This is a genomic window from Stenotrophomonas sp. YJH_SMC_127 (genome assembly GCF_059372445.1).
The window spans coordinates 1-13335 of the sequence record NZ_JCAFVO010000015.1 but is presented as its reverse complement, the minus strand read 5'-3'; the positions used below and the strand labels follow the sequence as shown (position 1 = coordinate 13335).

Annotated in this window: 12 protein-coding genes; 4 read left to right on the top strand and 8 right to left on the bottom strand. The window is 67.7% G+C overall.

The window, feature by feature from the left end; genetic code table 11:
• Window positions 1-47: 47 nt before the first annotated feature.
• From kdpC to pyrE, 6 genes are all read right to left on the bottom strand, one after another.
• Window positions 48-698 (bottom strand): potassium-transporting ATPase subunit KdpC, encoded by a 651-nt coding sequence (kdpC, locus tag AC5QAB_RS20395; protein WP_495233590.1) that lies wholly within the window; start codon window positions 696-698, stop codon window positions 48-50.
• Entirely contained in the window at window positions 695-2752 is a 2058-nt protein-coding gene (gene kdpB, locus AC5QAB_RS20390; RefSeq protein ID WP_049441858.1) for a potassium-transporting ATPase subunit KdpB, read from the bottom strand. Before kdpB ends, kdpC begins: the two co-directional genes overlap by 4 nt.
• A gap of 10 nt (window positions 2753-2762) precedes the next feature.
• Entirely contained in the window at window positions 2763-4472 is a 1710-nt protein-coding gene (kdpA, locus tag AC5QAB_RS20385) for a potassium-transporting ATPase subunit KdpA (protein WP_014645673.1), read from the bottom strand.
• Window positions 4473-4483: 11 nt separating this feature from the next.
• Complete coding sequence (locus tag AC5QAB_RS20380) at window positions 4484-4576, bottom strand: potassium-transporting ATPase subunit F (RefSeq protein WP_005407770.1); 93 nt, start codon at window positions 4574-4576, stop codon at window positions 4484-4486.
• Window positions 4577-4797: 221 nt separating this feature from the next.
• Window positions 4798-5460: a hypothetical protein gene (locus tag AC5QAB_RS20375; protein WP_032961414.1), complete on the bottom strand. Its 663-nt coding sequence runs from the start codon at window positions 5458-5460 to the stop codon at window positions 4798-4800.
• A gap of 18 nt (window positions 5461-5478) precedes the next feature.
• Complete coding sequence (pyrE, locus tag AC5QAB_RS20370; RefSeq protein ID WP_032961411.1) at window positions 5479-6138, bottom strand: orotate phosphoribosyltransferase; 660 nt, start codon at window positions 6136-6138, stop codon at window positions 5479-5481.
• A 162-nt stretch (window positions 6139-6300) separates the two neighbouring features.
• Here pyrE and AC5QAB_RS20365 point away from each other — a divergent pair, with 162 nt between their 5' ends.
• From AC5QAB_RS20365 to AC5QAB_RS20355, 3 genes are all read left to right on the top strand, one after another.
• Window positions 6301-7101: an exodeoxyribonuclease III gene (locus AC5QAB_RS20365; RefSeq protein ID WP_049405785.1), complete on the top strand. Its 801-nt coding sequence runs from the start codon at window positions 6301-6303 to the stop codon at window positions 7099-7101.
• Window positions 7098-8402, top strand: coding sequence for an AmpG family muropeptide MFS transporter (locus tag AC5QAB_RS20360; RefSeq protein ID WP_014645677.1), 1305 nt, complete (start codon window positions 7098-7100; stop codon window positions 8400-8402). Before AC5QAB_RS20365 ends, AC5QAB_RS20360 begins: the two co-directional genes overlap by 4 nt.
• Before the next feature lie 78 nt (window positions 8403-8480).
• The gene (locus AC5QAB_RS20355) at window positions 8481-8711 is read left to right on the top strand and encodes a hypothetical protein (RefSeq protein WP_014645678.1); all 231 of its coding nucleotides are present in this window, start codon (window positions 8481-8483) and stop codon (window positions 8709-8711) included.
• 106 nt (window positions 8712-8817) lie between these two features.
• Here the strand turns inward: AC5QAB_RS20355 and AC5QAB_RS20350 are convergent, their stop codons facing one another.
• Window positions 8818-9945 carry an anhydro-N-acetylmuramic acid kinase gene (locus AC5QAB_RS20350; RefSeq protein WP_495233589.1) on the bottom strand — a complete coding sequence of 376 codons (1128 nt, stop codon included), beginning with the start codon at window positions 9943-9945 and terminating at the stop codon, window positions 8818-8820.
• A gap of 66 nt (window positions 9946-10011) precedes the next feature.
• Window positions 10012-11484, bottom strand: coding sequence for a M23 family metallopeptidase (locus AC5QAB_RS20345; RefSeq protein WP_401735160.1), 1473 nt, complete (start codon window positions 11482-11484; stop codon window positions 10012-10014).
• A 167-nt stretch (window positions 11485-11651) separates the two neighbouring features.
• Between AC5QAB_RS20345 and tyrS the strand changes: the two genes are divergently transcribed.
• Entirely contained in the window at window positions 11652-12863 is a 1212-nt protein-coding gene (gene tyrS, locus AC5QAB_RS20340) for a tyrosine--tRNA ligase (RefSeq protein ID WP_414934761.1), read from the top strand.
• Window positions 12864-13335: the final 472 nt, after the last annotated feature.

Genomic DNA, 13335 nt, shown 5'->3' with positions numbered 1-13335 from the left:
GCCGCTGTCATGGCCGCCATTGTGCGCGCAGCCGATGCAGGCCGGCATCACGGCGCCTTGGCCGTATGGTCCAGCGCGAAGTTCAGCGTCACCACGTTCACCCGCGGCTGGCCGAACACGCCCCACTGGCGCCCTTCAGTATGTGCTTGCACCAAGGCCTGCACGCGCTCGACCGGCAGGCCGCGGGCACGTGCCACGCGTGCCACCTGCAGCTGCGCCGCCGCCGGCGACAGCTGCGGATCCAGCCCGCCGCCGGACTGGGTGACCAGGTCGGCCGGCACCAGCGCCGGGGCGACACCTTCGCGCGCGGCCACCGCCGCCGTGCTGGCGGTAACTCGCTCGGCCAGCGCCGGGTTGCTGCGCGCCAGGTTGGAACCGGCCGCGGCCATCGGGTCGTAGTTGGCCGCCGACGGCCGTGCCTGGAAGTAGCCATCGCCGGTGAACGGCTGCGACAACCATGCCGAGCCGCGCACCTGGCCGCTGCCATCGCGCAGCAGGCTGCCCTCGGCCTGGGTGGGGTAGGCCAGGCCGGCGAAACCGGTGGCGATGCCGGCGTAGACCGCGCCGGCCAGCAGCAGGGTGGCCAGGCCCAGGCCGATCGCCGGGCGCCAGCCGGCGCCGTCCTGCAGGCTGGCCACGCGGGCTTCGGCCTTCGGTTCGCGGGGCAGGGTGGTGGAGGTGGAAGCAGAACGGTTCATGCGCCGAATACCAGGACAAGGAAGAGGTCGATCAGCTTGATCGCCGCGAACGGCAACAGCACGCCGCCGAGGCCGTACACCAGCATGTTCCGCCGCAGCAGCGCGGTGGCCGTGGCCGGGCGGAAGCGCACGCCACGCAGGGCGAGCGGGATCAGCGCGGGAATCACCAGCGCGTTGAAGATCAGCGCCGCCAGCACCGCGTTGCGTGGGCTCGACAGCTGCATCACGTTCAGTGCGGCCATGGCCGGAACCGCAGCGGCAAACAGCGCCGGCAGGATCGCGAAGTACTTGGACACGTCGTTGGCCAGCGAGAAGGTGGTCAGCGCACCGCGGGTGATCAGCTGCTGCTTGCCCACTTCCACGACCGCCAGCAGCTTGGCCGGGTCTGAATCGAGGTCGACCATGTTGCCGGCCTCCTTCGCCGCCTGCGTGCCGGAGTTCATCGCCAGGCCGATGTCGGCCTGGGCCAGCGCGGGAGCATCGTTGGTGCCATCGCCCACCATCGCCACCAGGCGGCCACCGGCCTGTTCCTGGCGGATGCGTGCCAGCTTGTCTTCCGGACGGGCCTCGGCGATGTAGTCGTCAACGCCGGCTTCGGCGGCGATGGCGGCAGCGGTCAGCGGGTTGTCGCCGGTGATCATCACCGTGCGGATGCCCATCGCCCGCAGCTGTGCGAACTTCTCGCGCATGCCGTGCTTGACCACGTCCGACAGCTCGATCACGCCCAGCACGTGGCGGCCCTCGGCCACCACCAGCGGGGTGGCGCCATTGCGCGCGACCTGCTCGACGCGGCCGGCCAGTTCAGCCGGCACGTTGCCGCCCAGCGCCTGCACGTGGGCGCGGATCGCATCGGCAGCGCCCTTGCGGATCTGCCGCCCGTGTTCCAGATCGACGCCGGACATCCGGGTCTGGGCACTGAACGCCAGGTAGTCGGCACGGTCCGGCTCGGCGGTGGCGCAGCCCTGTTCGCGCGCCAGGCGCACGATCGACTTGCCTTCCGGGGTCGGGTCGGCCAGCGAGGACAGCAGTGCGGCCTCGCGCAGCTGGCTGGCGTCGATGCCGGCCAGCGGATGGAAGTGGCTGGCCTGGCGGTCGCCGTAGGTGATGGTGCCGGTCTTGTCCAGCAGCAGCACGTCGACGTCGCCGGCCACTTCCACCGCCTTGCCCGACTTGGCCAGCACGTTGGCAGCCAGCGCACGGTTCATGCCGGCGATGCCGATGGCCGGCAGCAGGCCGCCGATGGTGGTCGGGATCAGGCACACCAGCAGTGCGATCAGCAGCAGTGGATCGACCTGCACGCCCACGGCCGCGCCGATCGCCGGCAACGTGGCCACCACCACCAGGAAGGTCAGCGTCATCGCCGCCAGCAGCAGGGTCAGCGCGATCTCGTTGGGGGTCTTCTGGCGATTGGCACCTTCCACCAGCGCGATCATGCGGTCCAGGAAGCTGTGGCCCGGCTCGGCGGTCACCCGCACGATGATCTGGTCGGACAGCACCTTGGTGCCACCGATCACACCGGAACGGTCGGTACCGGCCTCGCGCAGCACCGGTGCCGATTCGCCGGTCACTGCCGCTTCGTTGATGGTGGCCAAGCCCTGCACGATCTCGCCATCGGCCGGCACCAGCTCACCGGCACTGACGATCACATGGTCGCCCGGGCGCAGCTCGGCGGCCGGCACCTGGGCTTCGGCTGCGCCCGGCTGCGGCGCCGCCAGCCGGCGCGCCACCAGGTCCTGGCGCGCACGGCGCAGCGAGGCGGCCTGGCCACGGCCACGCGCTTCGGCCACTGCCTCGGCGAAATTGCCGAACAGCACGGTCACCAGCAGGATGGCGGTCACTGCCAGGCCGAAGCCCAGCGGTGCATTGCCGGTCAGGGTGACGATCGCGGCGACGATCGTGCCGGCCATCACCACCGCCATCACCGGGCTGCGCACCAGATGCATCGGCGCCAGCTTGCGCACCGCTTCGACCAGCGCACGGCGCAGGCCGGCGCCATCAAGCAGGGCAGGGCGCGGTGCATGGGTACTACGGGTTGAACTTGCTTGGGTACTCATCAGGGTGTCCTCAGCGCAGTCCCAGGCTCAGGTGATCGGCGATCGGGCCGAGTACCAGCGCCGGCATGAACTGCAGCACGGTCAGGATGACGATCACCGAGACCAGGGTCAGGGCGAAGGTCGGGGTTTCGATCTGCAGGCTGCCGGCAGACTCCGGCGCCTGGCGCTTGGCGGCCAACTGTGCGGCCACCACCAGCGGAATGATCAGCAGCGGGAAGCGGCCCAGCAGCAGTACCAGCGAGCAGCTCAGGTTCCACCACAGCGTGGCGTCACCCAGTCCTTCGAAGCCCGAACCGTTGTTGGCGTAGGCCGAGACATACTCGTAGAACACCTGGCTGATGCCATGGAAGCCGGGGTTGGAGGTGCCGGCCAGGCCGGGCACGGCCAGGGTGATCGCAGTGAACACCAGCAGGGTGATCGGCTGCAGCAGCACCAGTAGGGCCAGCAGGCGCACCTGGGGCGTCTCCAGCTTGCGGCCGAACAGTTCCGGCGTGCGCCCGGTCATCAACCCGGCCAGGAACACACCCAGCAGCAGATAGACGATGAACTGCTGCAGGCCACAGCCGATGCCGCCCCAGATCGCGCTGACCAGCATGTTGACCATCGCGATGCCACCGCTCAGCGGCGCCAGTGAATCGTGCATGCCGTTCACCGAGCCATTGGAGACCTGGGTAGTCACCGCCGCCCACAGCGCCGTGCCGTCGGCGCCGAAGCGCACCTCCTTGCCTTCCATCAGCAGCGGGGTGGCGGCGCTGGCGCTATGCCCTTCGCTCCACATCATCGCGCCGGTGGAAAGCAGCGACATGCCCAGCATGCAGCTGAACACCAGGGCGCCGAAGCGACGCCGGCCGGTGAACGCGCCGATCATGAAGATCACCGCCATCGGCACCAGCAGGATGCCGACGATTTCCAGCGCGTTCGACAGCGGGGTCGGGTTCTCCAGCGGGAAGCTGCTGTTCGGGCCGTACCAGCCGCCACCGTTGGCGCCAAGCTGCTTGGCCGCGACCATCGCCGCCACCGGGCCCAGCGGCAGCTTCTGTCCGGTCATGCCGGCGCTGGCATCGATCGGCGTGGCCTGCGGGCCACCGGCCATCGTCGACGGCACACCCTGGCTGGTCAGCAGCAGGGTCCACACCAGGCACAGCGGCAACAGGAAACGCACGCACAGGCGCACCACGTCCACGTAGTAGTTGCCTACCGCCACCTGGCGGTCATCGCCGGCACCGGTGGCCGCCGCAGCCTGCGGCGCACGCGAGAACAACGCGCGCAGCGTCGCCACCGCCAGCGCCAGGCCCATCATCGGCGTCACCACCTGCAGGCCGGTGATGCCGGTCATCTGCGAGAGGTAGGACAGCTGCGCCTGGCCCGAATAGTGCTGCTGGTTGGTGTTGGTCAGGAACGAGATCATCGTGTGCAGCGCGGTGTCCCAGCGCATGTTCGGGATCTGGTCCGGGTTCAGTGGCAACCAGGCCTGGGTCATGAACACCGCCTGGGTCAACACAGCGACCACCACGTTGCTCAGCACGAAGGCCAGCACGTAGCCGCGCCAGGACATCGCGCGCGAGGGATCGACGCCGAACACCTTGTACAACGGCTTTTCGATCCAGTTGAACAGCACGTCGACCTTCATCGGCGTGCCGCGCATCACGCGGGCCAGGTACAGGCCCAGCGGCCACGCCAGCAGCAGGCTGGCGGCAAGAATGACAAGCATCTCAGTCATGGCCGGCTCCGTTAGAACGATTCGGGCCGCAGCACGACATAGAGAAGATAGGCGGCGGCGACCAGCACCAGCACGCCACACAACAAAGACAGCCAGGGGGACATTTCAATAGCGACCTGGTGGAACCCCTCCACCTCAGGCCGTCATCGTCGTCCTGCCGCCCATAAACGCACTACGCGCCGGACCGGGCCGACGCGTAAAGAGTGCATAAATTCCGTGGGCCAACCCGTAACCAGGCGCCGCCTGCTGTAGAGCCGAGCCCATGCTCGGCTGCCCTTTCCCAAGGTCACGCGGAGTCGAGTGTGGGCCCGACGCTACAGGCGAATCACGGCGCCTGGCTCGCCTGCGCCACGCCCTTCAGCTCGCGATAGCGCTGCAGCGTGCTGTCGATCTCGGCCTTCAGCGCCTGCTGCTGCTGCAGGAATCCGGCCTGCAGGCGTTGCTGCGACTGCAGTTGCACGTGCCGCTGACGGATCGCCTCGGCCTGCTTGTCGGCCACCTTGCCACCGGCCAGTTCGCGGTCACCGGCGGCCGACAGCAGCGCCACCAGCGATTCGCGCAGGCTGGTGACGTTGTACTCGGCGGTCTTCAGGTTGTTGTCCAGCACTTCCTGGCGTTCGGCGAACACCCGGCGCAGATCGTCCTCGCTGCCATAGGTGGACAGCATTGCCTGCTCGGTGCGCTGGCGGGTCTGCTCGGCCATCAGGTCCAGCTGCTGCTGCTGTGCCACGGTGCTGGCTGCGGCGCGCTCCTCGTCGGTCAACGCGCGCTGGACCTGCGCATTGCGCAGGCCGCTCTTCGCGTTGAACTCCTCGCGGGCGTGATTGACCGCATCGGCCGGCAGCGAATCACTGCAGATCCGCTCCTTGCCCTCGTTCCAGCAATACAGCTTCTTTTCCACCTTGCCGCCGTCGCGCGACTGCGCCGGCACGGTGAACGGCACGGCCAGCAGCAGGCCGGCAAAGAGAACAGCAGGAACTCGGGACATGACCTTTCCCCTGGTCGGTCAGCGGATCGAACGGACGCCGTACTGGGCCCGGTAGGCTTCCAGCGGCTGCCGGTAACCGACAAGTTCCGGGTTGCCGGAGGCGAAATCAAGCAGATCGGCCAGCGACGCCACGGCGATCACCGGAATGCCGGCTTCTTCGGCCACCGACTGTGCCGCCGAGCGACGGTCGGCTTCCGAGGCGATCTCCTGGCGGTCCAGTGCCACCACGATGCCGGCCGGGGTGCCGCCAGCAGCGCGGATGATGCCCAGCGCTTCGCGGATCGCGGTACCGGCGGTGATCACGTCATCGACGATCAGCACGCGCTTGCCATTCAGGTCGGCGCCGATCAGCTGGCCGCCTTCACCATGGTCCTTGGCTTCCTTGCGGTTGAACGACAGCGGCAGGTCGCGGCCACGCTGGGCCAGCTCGCAGGCCATCGCGGTGGCCAGCGGAATGCCCTTGTAGGCCGGGCCGAACACCACGTCGTACTTGATCCCGGTGGCATCGATGGCATCGGCGTAGCAGGCGCCGAGCTGCGACAGCAGCGAACCGGAGTCGAAACGACCGGCGTTGAAGAAATAGGGGCTCAGCCGGCCGGACTTGAGGGTGAACTGGCCGAAGCGCAGGGCGTCGGCAGTCAGGGCCAGCTGCAGGAAACGGTGGCGGTGGTCGCTCATCAAAACTCGATTCATCTTCATTTGGAGCACAAATCCTAATCCAGCTGGGCGTTTCGCGCTCGTCCAGCGCCATGTGAAAGCCGTCCAGGCCCCGCCTGGCGGACTGCGCAGCCCTGCGGGCAACCGGTATGCTTGCCCGGTTTCCCGCCGCAGGTCCCCCGCATGCGCATCATCAGTTTCAACGCCAATGGCATCCGTTCCGCCGCGACCAAGGGCTTCCTCGACTGGTTCCGTGCCCAGGACGCCGACGTCCTGTGCATCCAGGAAACCAAGGCCCAGGAAGACCAGCTGACCGACCCGATGTTCCGTCCGGACGGCCACCACTGCTTCTATCGCGATGCCATCACCAAGAAGGGCTACAGCGGCGTGGCGATCTACAGCAAGCGCGAGCCGGACCAGGTCATCACCTCGCTGGGCTGGGCGCCGTTCGACGACGAAGGCCGCTACATCGAGGCGCGCTACGGCAATCTCAGCGTGGTTTCCTTCTATATCCCGTCGGGCAGCTCGGGCGACCTGCGCCAGGGCTTCAAGTTCGAAGTGATGGAATGGCTGCGGCCGATCCTCGAAGCGTGGGCGCGCAGCGGCCGCGACTACGTGCTGTGCGGCGACTGGAACATCGTGCGTTCGGCGCTGGACATCAAGAACTGGAAGTCCAACCAGAAGAACTCCGGCTGCCTGCCGGAAGAGCGCGACTGGCTCAACGCGCTGTGCGCCGACCACGGCCAGGCCACCGATGTCGCCGCCGGCCGTGGTTGGGCCGACGCCTATCGCCTGCTCAACCCCACCGGCGAGGACTACACCTGGTGGAGCAACCGTGGCGCGGCCCGTGCCAACAATGTCGGTTGGCGCATCGACTACCAGTTCATCACCCCGGGCCTGCGTGACCGACTGCGCAGCTGTTCGATCTACCGCGACGAGCGCTTCTCCGACCACGCCCCGTTCACCGTGGACTACGACCTGTGACCGAGGCCGCCACGCCGGTCAGCTACAAGGGCTGGGCCGGCATCAAGCGCGCCTTCGGTACCCCGTCGGCGCTGACCATGGCCATGCTCGGCTTCGGCAGTGGCCTGCCGTTCCTGCTGATCGCCTCGCAGACCCTGTCCACGCGCCTGCGCGACGTCGGGCTGGACCTGGGCAGCATCGGCCTGATCAGCCTGGCCAGCTTCTTCTACCTGCTCAAGTTCCTGTGGGCACCGCTGCTGGACCGCTACGCCTTCCCGCTGCTGGGGCGGCTCGGCCGCCGCCGCTCCTGGCTGCTGGTGTCGCAGGTGCTGGTGCTGGTCGGGCTGGTCGCGCTGGCCTTCGTGCGGCCCGAACAGGGCGTGTGGCCGTTGGTGATGTGGGTGCTGGTGGCGTCGTTCGCCGGCGCCACCCAGGATTCGGCCGTCGATGCCTACCGCATCGAGATCGCGCCGCAGACCGCCCAGGCGGCGCTGGCCGCCACCTATACCCTGGGCTACCGGATCGGCCTGATCCTGGCCGGTGCCGGCGCGCTGTACCTGGCCCAGTTCGAAGGCTGGATCGTCGCCTACCTGGCGATGGCCGCGCTGATGCTGCTGCCGATCGTCACCACCCTGCTGTGCGCCGAACCGCAGCGCCCGGCCACCGCCGTGCAGCGCCGCATCGATATTGCCGAAGCGTTCGTCCAGCCCATCTCCAGCTTCTTCAGCCGCAATGGCGTGGCACTGGCGCTGGTGCTGCTGGCCTTCGTCGGCCTGTTCAAGTTCCCCGACCAGGTGATCGGAGTGATGGCCGGGCCGTTCTATCTCGACTCGGGGTTCGACAAGGCCGACATCGCCACCGTCTCCAAGCTGTTCGGTGTGTGGATGGGCATCGGCGGCGCGTTCCTTGGCGGCATCGCGGTGGCTGCGTTCGGCTTCCGCCGCATGCTGCTGGTGGCCGCGCTGGGCGTGGCGCTGTCCAACCTGGCCTTCCTGCTGATGGCGCACAATCCGGGCAAGCTGTGGGCGTTCTACGCCGCGCTCAGTGCCGACAACCTGTTCCAGGGCTTTGCCGGCACCGTGCTGGTGGCCTTCATGTCGTCGCTGACCGACCGCAACTTCACCGCCACCCAGTACGCATTGCTGGTCTCGCTGGCCAACCTGCCGGGCAAGTTCGTCGGTGGCGTCTCCGGCTACATCGTCGAAGCCACGTCCTACAGCACGTTCTTCATCCTCAGCTCGATCACCGTGGTGCCAACCCTGCTGCTGCTGGCGTGGCTGTGGCCGCGGATCGCCGATCGCGGGCCGCCGCCGGTCGCCTGATTGCCTGCCCGCCCGGACTGCGGGATCATCGCCCCCGACGCGCCGAGGGGGCGGTGCCTTGCGAACGGGGAAGTGAGCATGGCCGACGTTGTGCTGCGGGACCTGGACCCGCTGCTGCTGGAACGCATCCGACGGGTCGCGGTCGCCCGCGGCTGGACCCACGAACAGACCTGCGCCGCCTTGCTGGAGCAGGGGCTGTTCAGCAGTGAACTGGAGGTCCGCTCCGGCTTCGGCGATCCCGAAGTGGACGCCCTCTCCGCCGCGATTGCCGCCCTGCAGGCCCTGCCGGCAGGGCAGGGCTTCGATTAGCGCCTTTGTAGAGCCGAGCCATGCTCGGCTGCTCTTGGCCCGGCCCGCGCTAAGCCGAGCAGGGCTCGGCTCTACAACGGCGCCTCACCTGCGCGGACGGCCCACCTCACGCCAGGTGGATCGCCCCCAGGATCCGCGGGCCCGTCGCCCCGGTCACGCTCGGCAGGTTGCCCGCCAGCCCGTCCATCGTCCGCTGCGCCAGCCAGGCGAAACCCATCGCCTCCACGTACTCCGGGTCCAGCCCATGCACCGCGCTGGACTCCACCTGCACCTCCGGCAGCCGCGCCGCCAGCCGCTTCATCAGCTGCCGGTTGCGCACACCGCCGCCACAGACCAGCAGGCGCCGGGTCTGCGGCTGCTGCGCCAGCAACGCATCGGCCACGGTCGCCACGGTCAGCTCCAGCAGGGTGGCCTGCACATCGGCAGCGGCGTACTCGCCTTCCCCCATATGGGCTTCGGCCCAGGACAGGTGAAACTGTTCGCGCCCGGTGCTCTTCGGCGGCGGCAGCGCGAACCACGCGTCCGAGCGCCAGCCGGCCAGCAGGCCCTCGTCCAACGTGCCACTGGCAGCGTAAGCGCCATCGGCATCGAAGGTGCGGCCGGTATGGCGCTGGCACCAGGCGTCCATCAGCGCATTGGCCGGGCCGGTATCGAAGCCACGCACCGCGCCTTCGCGCGGGATCAGGGTCAGGTTGGCGATGCCGCCCAGGTTGAGCACCGCGCGGTCTTCGTCGGCGGTGCCCAGCATGCCCAGGTGGAAGGCCGGCATCAGCGGCGCACCGTGGCCCCCGGCCGCCACGTCGCGGCGGCGGAAGTCGGACACCGTGGTGATCCCGGTCAGTTCGGCAATGCGGTTGCCGTCGCCCAGCTGCACGGTGAACGCCGGGTCGGCCAGCGGGCGGTGGCGCACGGTCTGGCCGTGCGAGCCGATCGCGCGCACCTGGCTGCGGTCCACGCCGGCCTCGGCCAGCAGTTGATTGGCGGCCCCGGCGAAGTTGATCGCGATCCGCGCGTCCAGTTCGCCCAGTTCCTCCAGCGACTCCAGCGGGCCACCTTCGCCCAGCGCCACCAGCCGCGCGCGCAGCACCGGCTCCCAGCGGGCGGTCAGGCCGTGCACGAAGCGGCAGCCACCGCCGGCGGGGAACTGCACCAGCGCGGCATCGATGCCATCGGCGCTGGTGCCCGACATCAGGCCAAGGTACAGGGGGGCGTCAGCGTCGGCAGTCGTGTTCATGGCAGGCATAAAAAAAGGACGCGGCAAGCTTGGGCTGCCGCGTCCTTCTTCGTCAACGCAAGACGCTCAGCCGCGCTTGCGGCCGGTTGCCTGCTTGTCCTTGGCGCTGGCCACCTCGGGCGCAGCCTCGTCGCGGCTGGTCGGTGCCGGGCTGGCGTCGGCGTAGATCAGCTTCTCCATGCCCTGGATGCGCGCCATCGCCGGCGCGGTCTGCGCGCGGAAGGCGACCAGCTCGGCGCCCTTCAGCGGTTCCGGCGGCGGCATGGTCACGGTCAGCGGGTTGCGGTGCTCGCCGTTGACGCGGAATTCGTAGTGCAGGTGCGGCCCGGTCGCCAGGCCGGTCGAACCGACGTAGCCGATCACCGTGCCCTGGGCCACGCGCTGGCCGGTCCTGATGTTCGCAAAGCGCGACATGTGGCCGTACAGGGTGGTGTGGCCGCGGCCATGGTCGAGGATCACCACGTTGCCGTAGCCGCGCTGCACGCCGGCGAACTGCACGCGGGCATCGCCCGCGGCCATGATCGGAGTGCCGGTGCGCGCGGCGTAGTCCACGCCCTTGTGCATGCGCATCTTGCCCAGCACCGGGTGCTTGCGCGCGCCGAAGGTCGAACTCAGCCGCGCGAACGGGATCGGCATGCGGATGAAGCTCTTCTTCAGCGAACGGCCGTTGATGTCGTAGTACTCGGACTTGCCGTTGCGGTCGAAGCGGAAGCCGGAATAGGTCTTGCCACCGGTGGTGAAGGTCGCCGCCAGGATCTTGCTGGTGTCCACCTTCTCGCCTTCGCGCCAGGTTTCATCCATCACCACGCTGAAGCGGTCGCCCGGCTGCAGGTCCTTGGAGAAGTCGATGTCGTACTTGAAGATGTCGTCGGTCATCGTCGCGATCGCCGACGGCGACAGCCCGGCCCGTCGGGCCGCGGCATACAGCGAACTGGTGATCTCGCCGCTGGTGACCACGGTGCGCGTGGAGGACTCGCGCTTGGTCACTTTCTCCTTGATGTCATCGCCGGCCAGGCTCAGTTCCACGCGGTTGTCGGCATCGCGGTCGAAACGGATGCTGCGCAGGTCGCCGGACAGCGGCATGTCGAAGGCGATCTCGGCACCCGGGCGCAGCTTGGTCAACGCCTCACGCGCGCCGGGGTGGTCCAGCACCCGGTGCAGGGTGCTGGCCGGAATGCCAGCCTTGTCGAACAGGTCGCTCAGGGTCTGGCCACGCTGCACGCGCAGCACCTGCCAGCTGTCACCCGGCACCTGCTGCTGGCGGGCCATGGTCAGCGGCGGCAACGGCAGCGCCAGGCTGGTGTGGCTGTCGGCGTAGGGGGCATCGATGGTGTGCGAGAAACCGGGGACGATCGTCGCCACCAGGGCGCCGATGGTCGCAAACAGGCTGGCATGCATCCAATGGCGGCGGGTCCAGCGCTCATTGAAGGCGGCGGGAAGATGTTGCCTGAGCTTCCGATGCAGGGTGTTGTCGTGCAGGACGTGGAGGCGTTCCTGGAAGCGCTGCTTGCGTGCGCGCCCTTGTTCGGAATTGTGCATCGGCGGTTTTTTCCTGGCGGCCTGGGAGTGCGGGCCTGATCGCCGGTTACCATAGACACCTGAGAAAACCGCGTCAAACCCTTGTGCCCATTGGCTTTTGTGAAGCCAATCGGGTTAACTTCGCTTTAACACCCCACACAAGAATCGGCGTTGCCGGGAGTAGTCACGTGTCCTCGATTGAAGAAGCCCTTGCCCTGATCGGCCGTGGTGCCGACGAGATCCTCAAGCTCGAGGATCTGCGTTCGCGCCTGCAGGAAGGCCGTCCGCTGCGGATCAAGGCCGGCTTCGACCCCACCGCGCCCGACCTGCACCTGGGCCATACGGTGCTGCTGAACAAGATGCGCCAGTTCCAGGACCTCGGCCACCAGGTCATTTTCCTGATCGGCGACTTCACCGGCATGATCGGCGACCCGTCCGGCAAGAGCCTGACCCGCAAACCGCTCAGCCGCGATGACGTGCTCGCCAACGCCCGTACCTACGAGGAACAGGTGTTCAAGGTGCTCGACCGCAGCCGTACCGAAGTCCGCTTCAACTCGGAGTGGTTCGGCAAGATGGGCGCGGCCGACATGATCCGCCTGGCCGGCCAGCACACCGTGGCGCGCATGCTCGAGCGCGACGACTTCGCCAAGCGCTATGCCGCCCAGCAGTCCATCGCCATCCACGAGTTCCTGTACCCGCTGGTGCAGGGCTACGATTCGGTGGCCCTGGAGGCCGACGTCGAACTGGGCGGTACCGACCAGAAGTTCAACCTGCTGATGGGCCGTGGCCTGCAGGAACACCACGGCCAGAAGCCGCAGGTGGTGCTGACCATGCCGCTGCTGGAAGGCCTGGACGGCGTCAACAAGATGTCCAAGTCGCTGGGCAACTACATTGGTATCAGCGAGCCGGCCATCGACATCGTCACCAAGACCATGAAGGTGGACGACACCCTGATGTGGCGCTGGATCGAACTGCTGTCCTTCGACATCAGCCAGGCCGAAGCCGTGCAGCTGCGCGAGCAGGTGGCCAATGGCGGCTTGAACCCGCGTGTGGTCAAGCTGCGCCTGGCGCGTGAACTGGCGACCCGTTTCCACGACGCCGCCGCGGCCGAGCAGGCCATTGCAGGCTGGGAAGCAGCGGTGACCGGGCAGGGTGACATTACCCAGCTGCCGCTGCAGGAGGTGGCGATTCCGGCCGAAGGCCTGCGTATCGCTGCGCTGCTGACGGCGGCCGGCCTGACCCCGAGCAACTCTGAAGCCAACCGCAAGCTCAAGGAGCGCGCGGTCAAGGTCGACGGTGAAGTGGTCGAAGATGGCCAGCAGGTGCTGCAGCCGGGCTTCGAAGGCCTGCTGCAGGTCGGCAAGCGTACTTTCGCCCGCGTGCGCCTGGTCACTGCCTGACAGCAGGGAAGGGCCGGCGCCAGCCGGCCCTTCCTTATGCTCTTGTAGAGCCAAGCCTACGCTTGGCTGCGCTTCGCGGGTTCCTACCGCAGCGCGACGGATGAACAGATGCAACATCCGGTGAAAAAAATCGCCACAACCCCTTCACAAACGATGTGGATGGGGCCATACTTCTCCTCCCCCGTCGCAGGGGTCGCCACCAAGGGGCTTCAGCGACAACAGGGTGCCCACCACCGCCGAACGAGATGATCGAACGAAGGTGTTGACGGACTGAAAAAGTCTGGCATAATGGGCGGCTCGCTACGAAGGAAACTTCGCAGCACACGGGAATGGCGCTGAGGCCACTTCCCCGGATCTTTGAAAGTATGCGCAGGTATCTTGTGAAGGCGCCTGCAGGAAGGATGATTGTCCATCTTGCAGACGTTTGATCAAGCAACTATTAATTGTTTTAAAGCAAGCGATACGTTGCCAG